The 25,379-nt window shown below is 65.0% G+C and carries 2 protein-coding genes; both read left to right on the top strand.

What is annotated here, in order from left to right; translation table 11 throughout:
* The first annotated feature begins 107 nt into the window (after positions 1–107).
* Positions 108–683 carry a retention module-containing protein gene (locus O987_RS28875; protein WP_144244941.1) on the top strand — a complete coding sequence of 192 codons (576 nt, stop codon included), beginning with the start codon at positions 108–110 and terminating at the stop codon, positions 681–683.
* Positions 658–25,344, top strand: coding sequence for a VCBS domain-containing protein (locus tag O987_RS28870; protein WP_158407680.1), 24,687 nt, complete (start codon positions 658–660; stop codon positions 25,342–25,344). The genes O987_RS28875 and O987_RS28870 overlap by 26 nt, the downstream gene beginning before the upstream one ends.
* Positions 25,345–25,379 lie beyond the last annotated feature (35 nt).

Raw genomic sequence — 25,379 nt, 5'->3', positions numbered from 1 at the left:
ACGCCAATAGTGCGGCGGGGTGTTGGCTTCTACTATGTCAGTTGAATTATTGGACAGGTGCCTTTGTGCACCTTCACTTTTTAATCTGACTGGATAGGCAGACCCTCATGGCAGCTCAAACCGTTCTCGTTACCAAACTCACTGGCCAGGCTTGGATGCGTGGTCCTGATGGCAATCTGACGGTACTCCATGAAGGCATGCGTATCCCCGCCGATGCCGAGATCGTTACGGCGTCCGGCAGCACCGTGCAGCTGCAGGCGGATGGTCAGCCACCGCTGATGGTGGGCGAGAACCAGGATGTGCATCTCACCGCTGACCTGGTTCAGCCGCCTACAGTGGAAGAGGCTGCTGTAGCGAGTCCTGCGAGCACCGAGATCGACCAGATCATTGCGGCCATCAATGCAGGAGGGGACCCATTCGATGAGCTGGATCCCACGGCGGCCACCTTGTCCGGCGGTAGCGAAGGCGGCAGCACTTTTGTGCGTCTTTCCAGCATCATTGAGGCCGTGTCGCCGCTGGCGCTGGAATACGGACGTTCTGCTCCAGTGACTACAGTGCTTCCGCTTTTCAGTGGGGGGGGGCGCTTTGCCGGAAGGCACCGATCAAGGGACGCCGACCCAGCCTGCGAGCATTCCCCAGGCCAGTGCGGACTCGGGCGTGACCTTCGAGGATGCCGTATCTGACTTGCAAGGCAATGTTCTGAGCAACGACAAGCTGGGTGAAGGTAGCATCACAGAACATCGTGTGGCTCTGGTTGGCGCAGATCAAGGGCTGTACGGCAAGATCATCCTCAATACCGACGGCAGCTATAGCTATCAGCTCGACAGCGGTTTGAAGACTGTGCAGGCATTGGCTGAGGGTGAGTCCCTGGTCGAGACCTTTACCTACACCCTGGTCGATAAAGACGGTGCCAGCTCTACTGCGACATTGACTATCACCATCGTCGGCACCAACGATGCCCCCGTTCTCAGTGGCAACACGGACGGCGCTGTGGTCGAGGACGGTGCTACCACCGCCACCGGCAAGCTCGACGTCAGCGACGTCGACACCACCGACACACACACCTGGAGCGTGAACAACGGCGGCAAGGGCAGCTACGGCTCCTTCTCCGTGGACGGCTCGGGCAACTGGACCTACAACCTGGACAATGCCAACAAGGACGTGCAGGGCCTGGCCGAAGGTCAGAAGGTCACCGATACCATCACCGTGACCGTCGACGACGGTCACGGCGGCACAGCGACCCAGACCATCATCGTTACCATCACTGGTACCAACGACGGTCCGGTTTCCACTTCCATTTCCGACACTTCGGGCATCGATGCTCAAGCCGGTGTGAGCTATGACGTATCCAGCCATTTCTCGGACCCGGACACCAGCGACAAACTCACCTACACCGCAGCCGGCTTGCCGCCAGGCCTGAGCATCGATCCGAACACCGGCCTAATCACTGGCAGCATCGATCATTCCGCTTCGCAGGGCGGCAACAACGGTGTCTACACGGTCACTGTGACTGCGACCGACCCATCCGGCGCTACGACCTCCCAGAATTTCAACTGGGACGTCACCAACCCGGCCCCCTCTGCCGCCGACGATACAGGTACCACGGACGAGGACACCACGCTCAATGTCGACGCTCAGAACGGCGTCTTGGCCAATGACGTTGACCCGGACGGCGACACCCTGACTGTCTCGCAAGTCAATGGTGCCACCGCCAGCGTAGGCACGCCGACGGCTGGCTCCAACGGCGGTACGTTCATCCTTAATGCCGACGGTTCGTACTCGTTCAACCCCGGCAATGCCTTCCAGTACCTAGCTACCGGCCAGACGGCAACCAGCTCGATCACCTATACCGTCACGGACAGTGAAGGCGGTACCAGCACCGCCACGCTGACCATCACCATCACCGGTCAGACCGATGCGCTTCCGGTCATCACGCCCGAGGACAGCGACGGCGGCGTGAGCACTGCCCACAACAGCGTGGTCGAAGGCACGGGCAATACCGTCACCGGTTCCGTGACGGTCATCGCCGAAGCCGGCATCGCCGGCGTCACCGTCGGCGGCAAGGACATCACCGGCGCCACCGCCACCAGCCCGGTAGTCATCACCACTGACAAGGGCATCCTGACCGTCAGCGGCTACGACGCTGCCACCGGCAAGATCACCTACGCCTACCAGGAGACTGGCGGCGCCGCTGACCACGGTGCTGGTGATGACTCGGTCCGCGACCTATTCCAAGTTTCCGTCAAGGATTTTGCCGGCGAGACTCGCAGCAATGACTTGGTCATCCAGATCACCGACACGGCTCCCGAAGCCAAGCCCGACACGGCCTCCGTCACGGAAGACACCGGGCTGAGCGCCAGCGGCAACGTCATCAGCGGCACCGGCGCCGACAGCCTGGGAGCGGATGCCACCAACGTCGTGGGCGTGGCCAAGGGCACCGTCACTGGCGGCCAGAACGTCAGCGGCAGCGTCAACACCACAGTCAGCGGCGAGTACGGCACGATCGTGCTCAAGGCCGACGGCAGCTACACCTACGAGCTCAACAACAACGACCCACGCGTGAACGCGTTGCTCGATGGCCAAAAGCTCGAGGACACCTTCAGCTACACGATCCGGGACGCCGACGGCGACCTCAGCACCACCACCATCACGGTCACCATCAACGGCCACACCGATGGTGTGCCGGGCGTGACCATCCCTGACGCCAACGGAGCCGCAGCCGGCAACGTCAGCATCGCCGAGAACGCCACCCAGCCGGTCACCGGCGAGCTGAGCGTCTCCGCTCCCGAAGGCCTGGCCAGCGTCCAGATCGGCAACGTCACACTCACCGTGGCCGAGCTGCAAGCGCTGGGCACCACCCCGCGTGTCATCACCGGCACCGAAGGCAAGCTCACGCTGACTGGCTACGACGCCAGCACCGGCAAGATCAGCTATAGCTACCAGCAAGACGGCACGGCCAAGGACCACACCGCTGGCGACGACTCCGTCAAGGACAGCTTCACGGTCACCGTCACCGATGCGGCCAACCAGAGCAAGTCCGACAACCTGGTCGTGCTCATCACCGACACGGCTCCCGAAGCCAAGCCCGACACGGCCTCCGTCACGGAAGACACCGGGCTGAGCGCCAGCGGCAACGTCATCAGCGGCACCGGCGCCGACAGCCTGGGAGCGGATGCCACCAACGTCGTGGGCGTGGCCAAGGGCACCGTCACTGGCGGCCAGAACGTCAGCGGCAGCGTCAACACCACAGTCAGCGGCGAGTACGGCACGATCGTGCTCAAGGCCGACGGCAGCTACACCTACGAGCTCAACAACAACGACCCACGCGTGAACGCGTTGCTCGATGGCCAAAAGCTCGAGGACACCTTCAGCTACACGATCCGGGACGCCGACGGCGACCTCAGCACCACCACCATCACGGTCACCATCAACGGCCACACCGATGGTGTGCCGGGCGTGACCATCCCTGACGCCAACGGAGCCGCAGCCGGCAACGTCAGCATCGCCGAGAACGCCACCCAGCCGGTCACCGGCGAGCTGAGCGTCTCCGCTCCCGAAGGCCTGGCCAGCGTCCAGATCGGCAACGTCACACTCACCGTGGCCGAGCTGCAAGCGCTGGGCACCACCCCGCGTGTCATCACCGGCACCGAAGGCAAGCTCACGCTGACTGGCTACGACGCCAGCACCGGCAAGATCAGCTATAGCTACCAGCAAGACGGCACGGCCAAGGACCACACCGCTGGCGACGACTCCGTCAAGGACAGCTTCACGGTCACCGTCACCGATGCGGCCAACCAGAGCAAGTCCGACAACCTGGTCGTGCTCATCACCGACACGGCTCCCGAAGCCAAGCCCGACACGGCCTCCGTCACGGAAGACACCGGGCTGAGCGCCAGCGGCAACGTCATCAGCGGCACCGGCGCCGACAGCCTGGGAGCGGATGCCACCAACGTCGTGGGCGTGGCCAAGGGCACCGTCACTGGCGGCCAGAACGTCAGCGGCAGCGTCAACACCACAGTCAGCGGCGAGTACGGCACGATCGTGCTCAAGGCCGACGGCAGCTACACCTACGAGCTCAACAACAACGACCCACGCGTGAACGCGTTGCTCGATGGCCAAAAGCTCGAGGACACCTTCAGCTACACGATCCGGGACGCCGACGGCGACCTCAGCACCACCACCATCACGGTCACCATCAACGGCCACACCGATGGTGTGCCGGGCGTGACCATCCCTGACGCCAACGGAGCCGCAGCCGGCAACGTCAGCATCGCCGAGAACGCCACCCAGCCGGTCACCGGCGAGCTGAGCGTCTCCGCTCCCGAAGGCCTGGCCAGCGTCCAGATCGGCAACGTCACACTCACCGTGGCCGAGCTGCAAGCGCTGGGCACCACCCCGCGTGTCATCACCGGCACCGAAGGCAAGCTCACGCTGACTGGCTACGACGCCAGCACCGGCAAGATCAGCTATAGCTACCAGCAAGACGGCACGGCCAAGGACCACACCGCTGGCGACGACTCCGTCAAGGACAGCTTCACGGTCACCGTCACCGATGCGGCCAACCAGAGCAAGTCCGACAACCTGGTCGTGCTCATCACCGACACGGCTCCCGAAGCCAAGCCCGACACGGCCTCCGTCACGGAAGACACCGGGCTGAGCGCCAGCGGCAACGTCATCAGCGGCACCGGCGCCGACAGCCTGGGAGCGGATGCCACCAACGTCGTGGGCGTGGCCAAGGGCACCGTCACTGGCGGCCAGAACGTCAGCGGCAGCGTCAACACCACAGTCAGCGGCGAGTACGGCACGATCGTGCTCAAGGCCGACGGCAGCTACACCTACGAGCTCAACAACAACGACCCACGCGTGAACGCGTTGCTCGATGGCCAAAAGCTCGAGGACACCTTCAGCTACACGATCCGGGACGCCGACGGCGACCTCAGCACCACCACCATCACGGTCACCATCAACGGCCACACCGATGGTGTGCCGGGCGTGACCATCCCTGACGCCAACGGAGCCGCAGCCGGCAACGTCAGCATCGCCGAGAACGCCACCCAGCCGGTCACCGGCGAGCTGAGCGTCTCCGCTCCCGAAGGCCTGGCCAGCGTCCAGATCGGCAACGTCACACTCACCGTGGCCGAGCTGCAAGCGCTGGGCACCACCCCGCGTGTCATCACCGGCACCGAAGGCAAGCTCACGCTGACTGGCTACGACGCCAGCACCGGCAAGATCAGCTATAGCTACCAGCAAGACGGCACGGCCAAGGACCACACCGCTGGCGACGACTCCGTCAAGGACAGCTTCACGGTCACCGTCACCGATGCGGCCAACCAGAGCAAGTCCGACAACCTGGTCGTGCTCATCACCGACACGGCTCCCGAAGCCAAGCCCGACACGGCCTCCGTCACGGAAGACACCGGGCTGAGCGCCAGCGGCAACGTCATCAGCGGCACCGGCGCCGACAGCCTGGGAGCGGATGCCACCAACGTCGTGGGCGTGGCCAAGGGCACCGTCACTGGCGGCCAGAACGTCAGCGGCAGCGTCAACACCACAGTCAGCGGCGAGTACGGCACGATCGTGCTCAAGGCCGACGGCAGCTACACCTACGAGCTCAACAACAACGACCCACGCGTGAACGCGTTGCTCGATGGCCAAAAGCTCGAGGACACCTTCAGCTACACGATCCGGGACGCCGACGGCGACCTCAGCACCACCACCATCACGGTCACCATCAACGGCCACACCGATGGTGTGCCGGGCGTGACCATCCCTGACGCCAACGGAGCCGCAGCCGGCAACGTCAGCATCGCCGAGAACGCCACCCAGCCGGTCACCGGCGAGCTGAGCGTCTCCGCTCCCGAAGGCCTGGCCAGCGTCCAGATCGGCAACGTCACACTCACCGTGGCCGAGCTGCAAGCGCTGGGCACCACCCCGCGTGTCATCACCGGCACCGAAGGCAAGCTCACGCTGACTGGCTACGACGCCAGCACCGGCAAGATCAGCTATAGCTACCAGCAAGACGGCACGGCCAAGGACCACACCGCTGGCGACGACTCCGTCAAGGACAGCTTCACGGTCACCGTCACCGATGCGGCCAACCAGAGCAAGTCCGACAACCTGGTCGTGCTCATCACCGACACGGCTCCCGAAGCCAAGCCCGACACGGCCTCCGTCACGGAAGACACCGGGCTGAGCGCCAGCGGCAACGTCATCAGCGGCACCGGCGCCGACAGCCTGGGAGCGGATGCCACCAACGTCGTGGGCGTGGCCAAGGGCACCGTCACTGGCGGCCAGAACGTCAGCGGCAGCGTCAACACCACAGTCAGCGGCGAGTACGGCACGATCGTGCTCAAGGCCGACGGCAGCTACACCTACGAGCTCAACAACAACGACCCACGCGTGAACGCGTTGCTCGATGGCCAAAAGCTCGAGGACACCTTCAGCTACACGATCCGGGACGCCGACGGCGACCTCAGCACCACCACCATCACGGTCACCATCAACGGCCACACCGATGGTGTGCCGGGCGTGACCATCCCTGACGCCAACGGAGCCGCAGCCGGCAACGTCAGCATCGCCGAGAACGCCACCCAGCCGGTCACCGGCGAGCTGAGCGTCTCCGCTCCCGAAGGCCTGGCCAGCGTCCAGATCGGCAACGTCACACTCACCGTGGCCGAGCTGCAAGCGCTGGGCACCACCCCGCGTGTCATCACCGGCACCGAAGGCAGGCTCACGCTGACTGGCTACGACGCCAGCACCGGCAAGATCAGCTATAGCTACCAGCAAGACGGCACGGCCAAGGACCACACCGCTGGCGACGACTCCGTCAAGGACAGCTTCACGGTCACCGTCACCGATGCGGCCAACCAGAGCAAGTCCGACAACCTGGTCGTGCTCATCACCGACACGGCTCCCGAAGCCAAGCCCGACACGGCCTCCGTCACGGAAGACACCGGGCTGAGCGCCAGCGGCAACGTCATCAGCGGCACCGGCGCCGACAGCCTGGGAGCGGATGCCACCAACGTCGTGGGCGTGGCCAAGGGCACCGTCACTGGCGGCCAGAACGTCAGCGGCAGCGTCAACACCACAGTCAGCGGCGAGTACGGCACGATCGTGCTCAAGGCCGACGGCAGCTACACCTACGAGCTCAACAACAACGACCCACGCGTGAACGCGTTGCTCGATGGCCAAAAGCTCGAGGACACCTTCAGCTACACGATCCGGGACGCCGACGGCGACCTCAGCACCACCACCATCACGGTCACCATCAACGGCCACACCGATGGTGTGCCGGGCGTGACCATCCCTGACGCCAACGGAGCCGCAGCCGGCAACGTCAGCATCGCCGAGAACGCCACCCAGCCGGTCACCGGCGAGCTGAGCGTCTCCGCTCCCGAAGGCCTGGCCAGCGTCCAGATCGGCAACGTCACACTCACCGTGGCCGAGCTGCAAGCGCTGGGCACCACCCCGCGTGTCATCACCGGCACCGAAGGCAAGCTCACGCTGACTGGCTACGACGCCAGCACCGGCAAGATCAGCTATAGCTACCAGCAAGACGGCACGGCCAAGGACCACACCGCTGGCGACGACTCCGTCAAGGACAGCTTCACGGTCACCGTCACCGATGCGGCCAACCAGAGCAAGTCCGACAACCTGGTCGTGCTCATCACCGACACGGCTCCCGAAGCCAAGCCCGACACGGCCTCCGTCACGGAAGACACCGGGCTGAGCGCCAGCGGCAACGTCATCAGCGGCACCGGCGCCGACAGCCTGGGAGCGGATGCCACCAACGTCGTGGGCGTGGCCAAGGGCACCGTCACTGGCGGCCAGAACGTCAGCGGCAGCGTCAACACCACAGTCAGCGGCGAGTACGGCACGATCGTGCTCAAGGCCGACGGCAGCTACACCTACGAGCTCAACAACAACGACCCACGCGTGAACGCGTTGCTCGATGGCCAAAAGCTCGAGGACACCTTCAGCTACACGATCCGGGACGCCGACGGCGACCTCAGCACCACCACCATCACGGTCACCATCAACGGCCACACCGATGGTGTGCCGGGCGTGACCATCCCTGACGCCAACGGAGCCGCAGCCGGCAACGTCAGCATCGCCGAGAACGCCACCCAGCCGGTCACCGGCGAGCTGAGCGTCTCCGCTCCCGAAGGCCTGGCCAGCGTCCAGATCGGCAACGTCACACTCACCGTGGCCGAGCTGCAAGCGCTGGGCACCACCCCGCGTGTCATCACCGGCACCGAAGGCAAGCTCACGCTGACTGGCTACGACGCCAGCACCGGCAAGATCAGCTATAGCTACCAGCAAGACGGCACGGCCAAGGACCACACCGCTGGCGACGACTCCGTCAAGGACAGCTTCACGGTCACCGTCACCGATGCGGCCAACCAGAGCAAGTCCGACAACCTGGTCGTGCTCATCACCGACACGGCTCCCGAAGCCAAGCCCGACACGGCCTCCGTCACGGAAGACACCGGGCTGAGCGCCAGCGGCAACGTCATCAGCGGCACCGGCGCCGACAGCCTGGGAGCGGATGCCACCAACGTCGTGGGCGTGGCCAAGGGCACCGTCACTGGCGGCCAGAACGTCAGCGGCAGCGTCAACACCACAGTCAGCGGCGAGTACGGCACGATCGTGCTCAAGGCCGACGGCAGCTACACCTACGAGCTCAACAACAACGACCCACGCGTGAACGCGTTGCTCGATGGCCAAAAGCTCGAGGACACCTTCAGCTACACGATCCGGGACGCCGACGGCGACCTCAGCACCACCACCATCACGGTCACCATCAACGGCCACACCGATGGTGTGCCGGGCGTGACCATCCCTGACGCCAACGGAGCCGCAGCCGGCAACGTCAGCATCGCCGAGAACGCCACCCAGCCGGTCACCGGCGAGCTGAGCGTCTCCGCTCCCGAAGGCCTGGCCAGCGTCCAGATCGGCAACGTCACACTCACCGTGGCCGAGCTGCAAGCGCTGGGCACCACCCCGCGTGTCATCACCGGCACCGAAGGCAAGCTCACGCTGACTGGCTACGACGCCAGCACCGGCAAGATCAGCTATAGCTACCAGCAAGACGGCACGGCCAAGGACCACACCGCTGGCGACGACTCCGTCAAGGACAGCTTCACGGTCACCGTCACCGATGCGGCCAACCAGAGCAAGTCCGACAACCTGGTCGTGCTCATCACCGACACGGCTCCCGAAGCCAAGCCCGACACGGCCTCCGTCACGGAAGACACCGGGCTGAGCGCCAGCGGCAACGTCATCAGCGGCACCGGCGCCGACAGCCTGGGAGCGGATGCCACCAACGTCGTGGGCGTGGCCAAGGGCACCGTCACTGGCGGCCAGAACGTCAGCGGCAGCGTCAACACCACAGTCAGCGGCGAGTACGGCACGATCGTGCTCAAGGCCGACGGCAGCTACACCTACGAGCTCAACAACAACGACCCACGCGTGAACGCGTTGCTCGATGGCCAAAAGCTCGAGGACACCTTCAGCTACACGATCCGGGACGCCGACGGCGACCTCAGCACCACCACCATCACGGTCACCATCAACGGCCACACCGATGGTGTGCCGGGCGTGACCATCCCTGACGCCAACGGAGCCGCAGCCGGCAACGTCAGCATCGCCGAGAACGCCACCCAGCCGGTCACCGGCGAGCTGAGCGTCTCCGCTCCCGAAGGCCTGGCCAGCGTCCAGATCGGCAACGTCACACTCACCGTGGCCGAGCTGCAAGCGCTGGGCACCACCCCGCGTGTCATCACCGGCACCGAAGGCAAGCTCACGCTGACTGGCTACGACGCCAGCACCGGCAAGATCAGCTATAGCTACCAGCAAGACGGCACGGCCAAGGACCACACCGCTGGCGACGACTCCGTCAAGGACAGCTTCACGGTCACCGTCACCGATGCGGCCAACCAGAGCAAGTCCGACAACCTGGTCGTGCTCATCACCGACACGGCTCCCGAAGCCAAGCCCGACACGGCCTCCGTCACGGAAGACACCGGGCTGAGCGCCAGCGGCAACGTCATCAGCGGCACCGGCGCCGACAGCCTGGGAGCGGATGCCACCAACGTCGTGGGCGTGGCCAAGGGCACCGTCACTGGCGGCCAGAACGTCAGCGGCAGCGTCAACACCACAGTCAGCGGCGAGTACGGCACGATCGTGCTCAAGGCCGACGGCAGCTACACCTACGAGCTCAACAACAACGACCCACGCGTGAACGCGTTGCTCGATGGCCAAAAGCTCGAGGACACCTTCAGCTACACGATCCGGGACGCCGACGGCGACCTCAGCACCACCACCATCACGGTCACCATCAACGGCCACACCGATGGTGTGCCGGGCGTGACCATCCCTGACGCCAACGGAGCCGCAGCCGGCAACGTCAGCATCGCCGAGAACGCCACCCAGCCGGTCACCGGCGAGCTGAGCGTCTCCGCTCCCGAAGGCCTGGCCAGCGTCCAGATCGGCAACGTCACACTCACCGTGGCCGAGCTGCAAGCGCTGGGCACCACCCCGCGTGTCATCACCGGCACCGAAGGCAAGCTCACGCTGACTGGCTACGACGCCAGCACCGGCAAGATCAGCTATAGCTACCAGCAAGACGGCACGGCCAAGGACCACACCGCTGGCGACGACTCCGTCAAGGACAGCTTCACGGTCACCGTCACCGATGCGGCCAACCAGAGCAAGTCCGACAACCTGGTCGTGCTCATCACCGACACGGCTCCCGAAGCCAAGCCCGACACGGCCTCCGTCACGGAAGACACCGGGCTGAGCGCCAGCGGCAACGTCATCAGCGGCACCGGCGCCGACAGCCTGGGAGCGGATGCCACCAACGTCGTGGGCGTGGCCAAGGGCACCGTCACTGGCGGCCAGAACGTCAGCGGCAGCGTCAACACCACAGTCAGCGGCGAGTACGGCACGATCGTGCTCAAGGCCGACGGCAGCTACACCTACGAGCTCAACAACAACGACCCACGCGTGAACGCGTTGCTCGATGGCCAAAAGCTCGAGGACACCTTCAGCTACACGATCCGGGACGCCGACGGCGACCTCAGCACCACCACCATCACGGTCACCATCAACGGCCACACCGATGGTGTGCCGGGCGTGACCATCCCTGACGCCAACGGAGCCGCAGCCGGCAACGTCAGCATCGCCGAGAACGCCACCCAGCCGGTCACCGGCGAGCTGAGCGTCTCCGCTCCCGAAGGCCTGGCCAGCGTCCAGATCGGCAACGTCACACTCACCGTGGCCGAGCTGCAAGCGCTGGGCACCACCCCGCGTGTCATCACCGGCACCGAAGGCAAGCTCACGCTGACTGGCTACGACGCCAGCACCGGCAAGATCAGCTATAGCTACCAGCAAGACGGCACGGCCAAGGACCACACCGCTGGCGACGACTCCGTCAAGGACAGCTTCACGGTCACCGTCACCGATGCGGCCAACCAGAGCAAGTCCGACAACCTGGTCGTGCTCATCACCGACACGGCTCCCGAAGCCAAGCCCGACACGGCCTCCGTCACGGAAGACACCGGGCTGAGCGCCAGCGGCAACGTCATCAGCGGCACCGGCGCCGACAGCCTGGGAGCGGATGCCACCAACGTCGTGGGCGTGGCCAAGGGCACCGTCACTGGCGGCCAGAACGTCAGCGGCAGCGTCAACACCACAGTCAGCGGCGAGTACGGCACGATCGTGCTCAAGGCCGACGGCAGCTACACCTACGAGCTCAACAACAACGACCCACGCGTGAACGCGTTGCTCGATGGCCAAAAGCTCGAGGACACCTTCAGCTACACGATCCGGGACGCCGACGGCGACCTCAGCACCACCACCATCACGGTCACCATCAACGGCCACACCGATGGTGTGCCGGGCGTGACCATCCCTGACGCCAACGGAGCCGCAGCCGGCAACGTCAGCATCGCCGAGAACGCCACCCAGCCGGTCACCGGCGAGCTGAGCGTCTCCGCTCCCGAAGGCCTGGCCAGCGTCCAGATCGGCAACGTCACACTCACCGTGGCCGAGCTGCAAGCGCTGGGCACCACCCCGCGTGTCATCACCGGCACCGAAGGCAGGCTCACGCTGACTGGCTACGACGCCAGCACCGGCAAGATCAGCTATAGCTACCAGCAAGACGGCACGGCCAAGGACCACACCGCTGGCGACGACTCCGTCAAGGACAGCTTCACGGTCACCGTCACCGATGCGGCCAACCAGAGCAAGTCCGACAACCTGGTCGTGCTCATCACCGACACGGCTCCCGAAGCCAAGCCCGACACGGCCTCCGTCACGGAAGACACCGGGCTGAGCGCCAGCGGCAACGTCATCAGCGGCACCGGCGCCGACAGCCTGGGAGCGGATGCCACCAACGTCGTGGGCGTGGCCAAGGGCACCGTCACTGGCGGCCAGAACGTCAGCGGCAGCGTCAACACCACAGTCAGCGGCGAGTACGGCACGATCGTGCTCAAGGCCGACGGCAGCTACACCTACGAGCTCAACAACAACGACCCACGCGTGAACGCGTTGCTCGATGGCCAAAAGCTCGAGGACACCTTCAGCTACACGATCCGGGACGCCGACGGCGACCTCAGCACCACCACCATCACGGTCACCATCAACGGCCACACCGATGGTGTGCCGGGCGTGACCATCCCTGACGCCAACGGAGCCGCAGCCGGCAACGTCAGCATCGCCGAGAACGCCACCCAGCCGGTCACCGGCGAGCTGAGCGTCTCCGCTCCCGAAGGCCTGGCCAGCGTCCAGATCGGCAACGTCACACTCACCGTGGCCGAGCTGCAAGCGCTGGGCACCACCCCGCGTGTCATCACCGGCACCGAAGGCAAGCTCACGCTGACTGGCTACGACGCCAGCACCGGCAAGATCAGCTATAGCTACCAGCAAGACGGCACGGCCAAGGACCACACCGCTGGCGACGACTCCGTCAAGGACAGCTTCACGGTCACCGTCACCGATGCGGCCAACCAGAGCAAGTCCGACAACCTGGTCGTGCTCATCACCGACACGGCTCCCGAAGCCAAGCCCGACACGGCCTCCGTCACGGAAGACACCGGGCTGAGCGCCAGCGGCAACGTCATCAGCGGCACCGGCGCCGACAGCCTGGGAGCGGATGCCACCAACGTCGTGGGCGTGGCCAAGGGCACCGTCACTGGCGGCCAGAACGTCAGCGGCAGCGTCAACACCACAGTCAGCGGCGAGTACGGCACGATCGTGCTCAAGGCCGACGGCAGCTACACCTACGAGCTCAACAACAACGACCCACGCGTGAACGCGTTGCTCGATGGCCAAAAGCTCGAGGACACCTTCAGCTACACGATCCGGGACGCCGACGGCGACCTCAGCACCACCACCATCACGGTCACCATCAACGGCCACACCGATGGTGTGCCGGGCGTGACCATCCCTGACGCCAACGGAGCCGCAGCCGGCAACGTCAGCATCGCCGAGAACGCCACCCAGCCGGTCACCGGCGAGCTGAGCGTCTCCGCTCCCGAAGGCCTGGCCAGCGTCCAGATCGGCAACGTCACACTCACCGTGGCCGAGCTGCAAGCGCTGGGCACCACCCCGCGTGTCATCACCGGCACCGAAGGCAAGCTCACGCTGACTGGCTACGACGCCAGCACCGGCAAGATCAGCTATAGCTACCAGCAAGACGGCACGGCCAAGGACCACACCGCTGGCGACGACTCCGTCAAGGACAGCTTCACGGTCACCGTCACCGATGCGGCCAACCAGAGCAAGTCCGACAACCTGGTCGTGCTCATCACCGACACGGCTCCCGAAGCCAAGCCCGACACGGCCTCCGTCACGGAAGACACCGGGCTGAGCGCCAGCGGCAACGTCATCAGCGGCACCGGCGCCGACAGCCTGGGAGCGGATGCCACCAACGTCGTGGGCGTGGCCAAGGGCACCGTCACTGGCGGCCAGAACGTCAGCGGCAGCGTCAACACCACAGTCAGCGGCGAGTACGGCACGATCGTGCTCAAGGCCGACGGCAGCTACACCTACGAGCTCAACAACAACGACCCACGCGTGAACGCGTTGCTCGATGGCCAAAAGCTCGAGGACACCTTCAGCTACACGATCCGGGACGCCGACGGCGACCTCAGCACCACCACCATCACGGTCACCATCAACGGCCACACCGATGGTGTGCCGGGCGTGACCATCCCTGACGCCAACGGAGCCGCAGCCGGCAACGTCAGCATCGCCGAGAACGCCACCCAGCCGGTCACCGGCGAGCTGAGCGTCTCCGCTCCCGAAGGCCTGGCCAGCGTCCAGATCGGCAACGTCACACTCACCGTGGCCGAGCTGCAAGCGCTGGGCACCACCCCGCGTGTCATCACCGGCACCGAAGGCAAGCTCACGCTGACTGGCTACGACGCCAGCACCGGCAAGATCAGCTATAGCTACCAGCAAGACGGCACGGCCAAGGACCACACCGCTGGCGACGACTCCGTCAAGGACAGCTTCACGGTCACCGTCACCGATGCGGCCAACCAGAGCAAGTCCGACAACCTGGTCGTGCTCATCACCGACACGGCTCCCGAAGCCAAGCCCGACACGGCCTCCGTCACGGAAGACACCGGGCTGAGCGCCAGCGGCAACGTCATCAGCGGCACCGGCGCCGACAGCCTGGGAGCGGATGCCACCAACGTCGTGGGCGTGGCCAAGGGCACCGTCACTGGCGGCCAGAACGTCAGCGGCAGCGTCAACACCACAGTCAGCGGCGAGTACGGCACGATCGTGCTCAAGGCCGACGGCAGCTACACCTACGAGCTCAACAACAACGACCCACGCGTGAACGCGTTGCTCGATGGCCAAAAGCTCGAGGACACCTTCAGCTACACGATCCGGGACGCCGACGGCGACCTCAGCACCACCACCATCACGGTCACCATCAACGGCCACACCGATGGTGTGCCGGGCGTGACCATCCCTGACGCCAACGGAGCCGCAGCCGGCAACGTCAGCATCGCCGAGAACGCCACCCAGCCGGTCACCGGCGAGCTGAGCGTCTCCGCTCCCGAAGGCCTGGCCAGCGTCCAGATCGGCAACGTCACACTCACCGTGGCCGAGCTGCAAGCGCTGGGCACCACCCCGCGTGTCATCACCGGCACCGAAGGCAAGCTCACGCTGACTGGCTACGACGCCAGCACCGGCAAGATCAGCTATAGCTACCAGCAAGACGGCACGGCCAAGGACCACACCGCTGGCGACGACTCCGTCAAGGACAGCTTCACGGTCACCGTCACCGATGCGGCCAACCAGAGCAAGTCCGACAACCTGGTCGTGCTCATCACCGACACGGCTCCCGAAGCCAAGCCCGACACGGCCTCCGTCACGGAAGACACCGGGCTGAGCGCCAGCGGCAACGTCATCAGCGGCACCGGCGCCGACAGCCTGGGAGCGGATGCCACCAACGTCGTGGGCGTGGCCAAGGGCACCGTCACTGGCGGCCAGAACGTCAGCGGCAGCGTCAACACCACAGTCAGCGGCGAGTACGGCACGATCGTGCTCAAGGCCGACGGCAGCTACACCTACGAGCTCAACAACAACGACCCACGCGTGAACGCGTTGCTCGATGGCCAAAAGCTCGAGGACACCTTCAGCTACACGATCCGGGACGCCGACGGCGACCTCAGCACCACCACCATCACGGTCACCATCAACGGCCACACCGATGGTGTGCCGGGCGTGACCATCCCTGACGCCAACGGAGCCGCAGCCGGCAACGTCAGCATCGCCGAGAACGCCACCCAGCCGGTCACCGGCGAGCTGAGCGTCTCCGCTCCCGAAGGCCTGGCCAGCGTCCAGATCGGCAACGTCACACTCACCGTGGCCGAGCTGCAAGCGCTGGGCACCACCCCGCGTGTCATCACCGGCACCGAAGGCAAGCTCACGCTGACTGGCTACGACGCCAGCACCGGCAAGATCAGCTATAGCTACCAGCAAGACGGCACGGCCAAGGACCACACCGCTGGCGACGACTCCGTCAAGGACAGCTTCACGGTCACCGTCACCGATGCGGCCAACCAGAGCAAGTCCGACAACCTGGTCGTGCTCATCACCGACACGGCTCCCGAAGCCAAGCCCGACACGGCCTCCGTCACGGAAGACACCGGGCTGAGCGCCAGCGGCAACGTCATCAGCGGCACCGGCGCCGACAGCCTGGGAGCGGATGCCACCAACGTCGTGGGCGTGGCCAAGGGCACCGTCACTGGCGGCCAGAACGTCAGCGGCAGCGTCAACACCACAGTCAGCGGCGAGTACGGCACGATCGTGCTCAAGGCCGACGGCAGCTACACCTACGAGCTCAACAACAACGACCCACGCGTGAACGCGTTGCTCGATGGCCAAAAGCTCGAGGACACCTTCAGCTACACGATCCGGGACGCCGACGGCGACCTCAGCACCACCACCATCACGGTCACCATCAACGGCCACACCGATGGTGTGCCGGGCGTGACCATCCCTGACGCCAACGGAGCCGCAGCCGGCAACGTCAGCATCGCCGAGAACGCCACCCAGCCGGTCACCGGCGAGCTGAGCGTCTCCGCTCCCGAAGGCCTGGCCAGCGTCCAGATCGGCAACGTCACACTCACCGTGGCCGAGCTGCAAGCGCTGGGCACCACCCCGCGTGTCATCACCGGCACCGAAGGCAAGCTCACGCTGACTGGCTACGACGCCAGCACCGGCAAGATCAGCTATAGCTACCAGCAAGACGGCACGGCCAAGGACCACACCGCTGGCGACGACTCCGTCAAGGACAGCTTCACGGTCACCGTCACCGATGCGGCCAACCAGAGCAAGTCCGACAACCTGGTCGTGCTCATCACCGACACGGCTCCCGAAGCCAAGCCCGACACGGCCTCCGTCACGGAAGACACCGGGCTGAGCGCCAGCGGCAACGTCATCAGCGGCACCGGCGCCGACAGCCTGGGAGCGGATGCCACCAACGTCGTGGGCGTGGCCAAGGGCACCGTCACTGGCGGCCAGAACGTCAGCGGCAGCGTCAACACCACAGTCAGCGGCGAGTACGGCACGATCGTGCTCAAGGCCGACGGCAGCTACACCTACGAGCTCAACAACAACGACCCACGCGTGAACGCGTTGCTCGATGGCCAAAAGCTCGAGGACACCTTCAGCTACACGATCCGGGACGCCGACGGCGACCTCAGCACCACCACCATCACGGTCACCATCAACGGCCACACCGATGGTGTGCCGGGCGTGACCATCCCTGACGCCAACGGAGCCGCAGCCGGCAACGTCAGCATCGCCGAGAACGCCACCCAGCCGGTCACCGGCGAGCTGAGCGTCTCCGCTCCCGAAGGCCTGGCCAGCGTCCAGATCGGCAACGTCACACTCACCGTGGCCGAGCTGCAAGCGCTGGGCACCACCCCGCGTGTCATCACCGGCACCGAAGGCAAGCTCACGCTGACTGGCTACGACGCCAGCACCGGCAAGATCAGCTATAGCTACCAGCAAGACGGCACGGCCAAGGACCACACCGCTGGCGACGACTCCGTCAAGGACAGCTTCACGGTCACCGTCACCGATGCGGCCAACCAGAGCAAGTCCGACAACCTGGTCGTGCTCATCACCGACACGGCTCCCGAAGCCAAGCCCGACACGGCCTCCGTCACGGAAGACACCGGGCTGAGCGCCAGCGGCAACGTCATCAGCGGCACCGGCGCCGACAGCCTGGGAGCGGATGCCACCAACGTCGTGGGCGTGGCCAAGGGCACCGTCACTGGCGGCCAGAACGTCAGCGGCAGCGTCAACACCACAGTCAGCGGCGAGTACGGCACGATCGTGCTCAAGGCCGACGGCAGCTACACCTACGAGCTCAACAACAACGACCCACGCGTGAACGCGTTGCTCGATGGCCAAAAGCTCGAGGACACCTTCAGCTACACGATCCGGGACGCCGACGGCGACCTCAGCACCACCACCATCACGGTCACCATCAACGGCCACACCGATGGTGTGCCGGGCGTGACCATCCCTGACGCCAACGGAGCCGCAGCCGGCAACGTCAGCATCGCCGAGAACGCCACCCAGCCGGTCACCGGCGAGCTGAGCGTCTCCGCTCCCGAAGGCCTGGCCAGCGTCCAGATCGGCAACGTCACACTCACCGTGGCCGAGCTGCAAGCGCTGGGCACCACCCCGCGTGTCATCACCGGCACCGAAGGCAAGCTCACGCTGACTGGCTACGACGCCAGCACCGGCAAGATCAGCTATAGCTACCAGCAAGACGGCACGGCCAAGGACCACACCGCTGGCGACGACTCCGTCAAGGACAGCTTCACGGTCACCGTCACCGATGCGGCCAACCAGAGCAAGTCCGACAACCTGGTCGTGCTCATCACCGACACGGCTCCCGAAGCCAAGCCCGACACGGGCAACGTCAGCGAAGGCTCGACCCTGACCGTGGCAGCCGCCGCAGGCGTTCTGGCCAACGACAAGGCCGGTGCCGACGACTGGAATGCGGGCGGCGCCGTGGTGGGCGTGAGCAACAGCAGCAGCGTGCAGGGTACCGCCAACGCCAGCGGCTTCACGATCGTGGGCCAGTACGGCACCCTGAGCCTGAACAAGGACGGAAGCTACAGCTACACCTCCAACCCCAATGCCGTCACCAAGGGCGAGGCAGACGTGTTCACCTACACCGTCAAGGACGGCGACGGTGACCTGAGCACCGCCACCCTGATGATCAACGTGGCCGACGTGACCGGCACCCCCGTGACCACCACGGGCGGATCGGTCACCGAAGCAGGCCTGGCCGGCGGCACGAGCGCCGGACAAGGCAACGTCTACAGCGGCAGCCTGAGCCTTCAGTCGGGCTGGACGGCGCAGGCGGCCTCGGGCACGACGGCCAACGGCACCTACACGGTCAAGGCGGACGGCACTTACACCTTCACGCTGACTTCGGCGACCACGGACGTGGCCGGCCAGGCAGAGACCAATAGCTTCACGTACACCGCGAAGGACGCCAACGGCAACACCGTCACCAACACCGTCACGGTCACCATCGTGGACGACACCCCGGTGGCGGCCAACGACTCGGGCAACGTCAGCGAAGGCTCGACTCTGACCGTGGCAGCCGCCGCAGGCGTTCTGGCCAACGACAAGGCCGGTGCCGACGGCTGGAATGCGGGCGGCGCCGTGGTGGGCGTGAGCAACAGCAGCAGCGCGCAGGGTACCGCCAACGCCAGCGGCTTCACGATCGTGGGCCAGTACGGCACCCTGAGCCTGAACAAGGACGGAAGCTACAGCTACACCTCCAACCCCAATGCCGTCACCAAGGGCGAGGCAGACGTGTTCACCTACACCGTCAAGGACGGCGACGGTGACCTGAGCACCGCCACCCTGACGATCAACGTGGCCGACGTGACCGGCACCCCCGTGACCACCACGGGCGGATCGGTCACCGAAGCAGGCCTGGCCGGCGGCACGAGCGCCGGACAAGGCAACGTCTACAGCGGCAGCCTGAGCCTTCAGTCGGGCTGGACGGCGCAGGCGGCCTCGGGCACGACGGCCAACGGCACCTACACGGTCAAGGCGGACGGCACTTACACCTTCACGCTGACTTCGGCGACCACGGACGTGGCCGGCCAGGCAGAGACCAATAGCTTCACGTACACCGCGAAGGACGCCAACGGCAACACCGTCACCAACACCGTCACGGTCACCATCGTGGACGACACCCCGGTGGCGGCCAACGACTCGGGCAACGTCAGCGAAGGCTCGACTCTGACCGTGGCAGCCGCCGCAGGCGTTCTGGCCAACGACAAGGCCGGTGCCGACGGCTGGAATGCGGGCGGCGCCGTGGTGGGCGTGAGCAACAGCAGCAGCGCGCAGGGTACCGCCAACGCCAGCGGCTTCACGATCGTGGGCCAGTACGGCACCCTGAGCCTGAACAAGGACGGAAGCTACAGCTACACCTCCAACCCCAATGCCGTCACCAAGGGCGAGGCAGACGTGTTCACCTACACCGTCAAGGACGGCGACGGTGACCTGAGCACCGCCACCTTGACGATCAACGTGGCCGACGTGACCGGCACCCCCGTGACCACCACGGGCGGATCGGTCACCGAAGCAGGCCTGGCCGGCGGCACGAGCGCCGGACAAGGCAACGTCTACAGCGGCAGCCTGAGCCTTCAGTCGGGCTGGACGGCGCAGGCGGCCTCGGGCACGACGGCCAACGGCACCTACACGGTCAAGGCGGACGGCACTTACACCTTCACGCTGACCTCGGCGACCACGGACGTGGCCGGCCAGGCAGAGACCAACAGCTTCACGTACACCGCCAAGGACGCCAACGGCAACACCGTCACCAACACCGTCACGGTCACCATCGTGGACGACACCCCGGTGGCGGCCAACGACTCGGGCAACGTCAGCGAAGGCTCGACCCTGACCGTGGCAGCCGCCGCAGGCGTGCTGGCCAACGACAAGGCCGGTGCCGACGGCTGGAATGCGGGCGGCGCCGTGGTGGGCGTGAGCAACAGCAGCAGCGTGCAGGGCACCGCCAACGCCAGCGGCTTCACGATCGTGGGCCAGTACGGCACCCTGAGCCTGAACAAGGACGGAAGCTACAGCTACACCTCCAACCCCAATGCCGTCACCAAGGGCGAGGCAGACGTGTTCACCTACACCGTCAAGGACGGCGACGGTGACCTGAGCACCGCCACCCTGACGATCAACGTGGCCGACGTGACCGGCACCCCCGTGACCACCACGGGCGGATCGGTCACCGAAGCAGGCCTGGCCGGCGGCACGAGCGCCGGACAAGGCAACGTCTACAGCGGCAGCCTGAGCCTTCAGTCGGGCTGGACGGCGCAGGCGGCCTCGGGCACGACGGCCAACGGCACCTACACGGTCAAGGCGGACGGCACTTACACCTTCACGCTGACCTCGGCGACCACGGACGTGGCCGGCCAGGCAGAGACCAACAGCTTCACGTACACCGCCAAGGACGCCAACGGCAACACCGTCACCAACACCGTCACGGTCACCATCGTGGACGACACCCCGGTGGCGGCCAACGACTCGGGCAACGTCAGCGAAGGCTCGACCCTGACCGTGGCAGCCGCCGCAGGCGTGCTGGCCAACGACAAGGCCGGTGCCGACGGCTGGAATGCGGGCGGCGCCGTGGTGGGCGTGAGCAACAGCAGCAGCGTGCAGGGCACCGCCAACGCCACCGGCTTCACGATCGTGGGCCAGTACGGCACCCTGAGCCTGAACAAGGACGGAAGCTACAGCTACACCTCCAACCCCAATGCCGTCACCAAGGGCGAGGCAGACGTGTTCACCTACACCGTCAAGGACGGCGACGGTGACCTGAGCACCGCCACCTTGACGATCAACGTGGCCGACGTGACCGGCACCTCCGTGACCACCACGGGCGGATCGGTCACCGAAGCAGGCCTGGCCGGCGGCACGAGCGCCGGACAAGGCAACGTCTACAGCGGCAGCCTGAGCCTTCAGTCGGGCTGGACGGCGCAGGCGGCCTCGGGCACGACGGCCAACGGCACCTACACGGTCAAGGCGGACGGCACTTACACCTTCACGCTGACCTCGGCGACCACGGACGTGGCCGGCCAGGCAGAGACCAATAGCTTCACGTACACCGCGAAGGACGCCAACGGCAACACCGTCACCAACACCGTCACGGTCACCATCGTGGACGACACCCCGGTGGCGGCCAACGACTCGGGCAACGTCAGCGAAGGCTCGACCCTGACCGTGGCAGCCGCCGCAGGCGTTCTGGCCAACGACAAGGCCGGTGCCGACGGCTGGAATGCGGGCGGCGCTGTGGTGGGCGTGAGCAACAGCAGCAGCGTGCAGGGCACAGCCAACGCCACCGGCTTCACGATCGTGGGCCAGTACGGCACCCTGAGCCTGAACAAGGACGGAAGCTACAGCTACACCTCCAACCCCAATGCCGTCACCAAGGGCGAGGCAGACGTGTTCACCTACACCGTCAAGGACGGCGACGGTGACCTGAGCACCGCCACCCTGACGATCAACGTGGCCGACGTGACCGGCACCCCCGTGACCACCACGGGCGGATCGGTCACCGAAGCAGGCCTGGCCGGCGGCACGAGCGCCGGGCAAGGCAACGTCTACAGCGGCAGCCTGAGCCTTCAGTCGGGTTGGACGGCGCAGGCGGCCTCGGGCACGACGGCCAACGGCACCTACACGGTCAAGGCGGACGGCACTTACACCTTCACGCTGACCTCGGCGACCACGGACGTGGCCGGCCAGGCAGAGACCAATAGCTTCACGTACACCGCGAAGGACGCCAACGGCAACACCGTCACCAACACCGTCACGGTCACCATCGTGGACGACACCCCGGTGGCGGCCAGCATCAATGCTGGCTCGCTGACCGAAGATGCGGCGCAGACTTCTCTGAGCGGCACGGTGGCACCGGCAGCAGGCAACAGCAATAGCTTTGGCGGCGACGGTGCGGCGACCACGGGAGCCACCGGCTGGGGCAGCGTCAGCGCCAAGCTGGGAGCCACCACGGTCAACCTCGGCGACTATGGCAAGCTCACGCAAAACTCCGACGGGACCTGGAAGTTCGAGCTGGACAACAGCAAGCCTGCCACCCAGGCGCTGACCACCGGTCAGAGCATCATCGTGACGATGGGCTATACGCTTACCGACAAGGACGGCGACCAGCGCAGCAACAATGTCACCTTCCAGATCAACGGGGTAAACGACGCTTTCCCTGATAAAAACACGACGACCGAGGATCACGCTGTTTCAGGGAATGTGCTGCTCAACGATGAGGGCTATGTCTCGGGTGGAACTCTTGCCATTACAAGCTTTAGTGTCAACGGCTCGACCTACAGCGTGGGTGCTAGTGCCGTGAACGTGATGGATGCGGGCAAGGTCGTCGGAACGATTTCTTTGGCTGCGAATGGCGGTTATGTCTTTACGCCAAGCAGCGATTGGAGCGGCAAGGTTCCGACCGTGACCTACACCACCAATACAGGAGTCACCAGCACGCTGGATATTGATGTGACGCCAGTTGCGGATACTCCCTTGGTGACGGTGAATGTGGGTGCAGGATCGACGCCGGTTACGACTTCGATCACTGCTACCAGCGTGAACAGCTCAAATGCGGGCCACACCGTGACGGCTTACAACATCAATGGCTCGAAGGGGGCGGTGAGTGTCGTGACCGGAACGGATCACGATGGTTTTGGTGTGGTTGGCGCCGCGTCCGGCGATTCCACTGAAATTGGACGCAGTTCGTCAGGTTCTGAATCTTTGGCTATTCAATTCAATGTACCTGTGACGGCCATCACGGTGCAGTTTGCCTGGTTGGCTTCGGGAGAGTGGGCGCGTTATCAAATGTTTGACGAGGCGAAAAAGCCCGTTGTTCTGGGATACAACGCAGACGGCACTGTCAATGCGGCCAGCGGTCTTTATGGATTCGTCAAGGGCGGCACCGACAAGGTGGATACGCAGTTCAAACTGAGTGTGCCCGCAGGAAACACGATCAGTCAGATCGTCTTTGACGCACCGCGTGTGGATGATGACTATCTGATCAACAAGGTAACTTACACGACGGCAACGACTTATCCGGTCACGATCACGGCTACTCCTCAGGATGTGGACTACTCCGAGGCGGTCACGAAGGTGACTGTGGAAGTACCAAAGGGCGTCACGCTGTCCGCTGGAACCCAGATTGATGCGACTCACTGGTCCTTGCCATTGGTCAGCAACGGCAGTTACTCGGTGAGCATTGATCCCATTACCAAGGCTGTCACCATCACCGGTCTGAATATGACCGTTCCTGAGAATGTGCAGGTCAATGAGATCAAGGTCGTTGCAGTAGTTGCCGACGGCAGCAGTACGGCGGACGGGAGCGCGAGCTTCACCAGCAAGCCGGATGCAGTCGACGATACGAACAGCGCAACATTGACATCGAAGAGCGTGGCTACCGCACCGTCGATTACTGCGCTGGCGACTTTCACCAGTGGTGAAGCCAACGCGTGGAAGCTTGACAATTCAAGCAGCACTCGCGTCTACAAGAGCAACTCCGAGCTGTCGAGCACGGACACGCTGAACAGCGACAAGGGCAAATGGCTGGTCAGTTCCGTCAATGGCACGACATGGGATGGCATCTCCACCGGCGGCGGCTTGGTGCTGACAGACAATAACGGTCGGGCGAGCGGTGATGCCAAGGCGGTGACGCCCATCTACACCTCGACCGTGGCGGGGACCACGCTGCAGTTCAAGGTGACAGGCTTCAGCAATGCGAGCAACTCAAGTGATTCTGTGAACTGGACGCTCTACAAGAGCACCGATGGCGGGGTAACCTGGTCTGCTGTTCCCGGGCAAGCCAACTCCGGCGTCATTACCGGAACGGGCACCTACACCACGACGGCACTTGAAGCGGACGCGACCTATCGCATTCTCTTGACAGTGCATGAGGGAAACAGCAACAGCACGGATGCTGCGGTGACGTTCGATGACTTCACGGCCAACGTTCCCAACCCGGACACTATTGTCTGGAGCAGCACGGCCGTCACCGGCTCTGTCACGTCCAATGACACGCTGGGCACTCTGGGCGAGACATCGACGCTTTCGGTGTTCAATGGTTCGACCTGGGTCAATGCGGCATCGGGCGGCACGACAATCACCGGCAGCTACGGCACGTTGCTGATCAAGGCCGACGGCTCCTACACCTACACACCGACCGCGAGCGCAGCCGGAGCAGGCAAGGTCGAACATTTCGACTACAAGCTGACTCAGGCCGATGGCGATACCGATACGGCAAGCCTGGACATAAGCATCGACGCGACCGGACCGGGTGCCACGACGCTGGCTGCTTCGCGCATGGCTAGCGATACCGGCAGCCATGAAGTGCACAGCACCTCGTCCGGCGACTCGCTGCTGGGCACGGCCGAAGACGACTTGTTCATCTGGCACCAGGGCGATGCGGGTACTGTGTCGAGTCCAGTCACCGATGTGGTGAAGAACTTCGGTGCTTCGGGTAACGACGCACTTGATCTGGGCGATTTGCTGCAAGGCGAAGAGACTTCGAGTGATCTGAGCAAGTTCCTGCACCTTGAGACCCGCACCGAAGCCGATGGTAAGACCATCGATACGGTGATCAAGGTCTCGACGGCTGGTGCACTCGATGCGAATGGCAATGGCTTCAACCAGAAGATCTTGGTCGAGGGCGTGGATCTGGTGGGCACGAGCCATGATCAGAATGCGCTGATCAAGCAATTGATCGATCAGGGCAAGCTCAAGATCGACCACAGCTGATAGAAGGGCCCGGCGAGGGCCGGCAGAAGTCTTGA

The sequence above is a fragment of the Comamonas testosteroni TK102 genome (assembly GCF_000739375.1).
Taxonomy (GTDB): Bacteria; Pseudomonadota; Gammaproteobacteria; order Burkholderiales; family Burkholderiaceae_C; genus Comamonas; species Comamonas brasiliensis.
This window is presented reverse-complemented; position numbering and strand designations above follow the sequence as displayed.

Excerpts from the sequence above, each read along its gene's own strand:
- O987_RS28875 (WP_144244941.1), top strand. The coding sequence starts at position 108 with ATGGCAGCTCAAACCGTTCTCGTTACCAAACTCACTGGCCAGGCTTGG.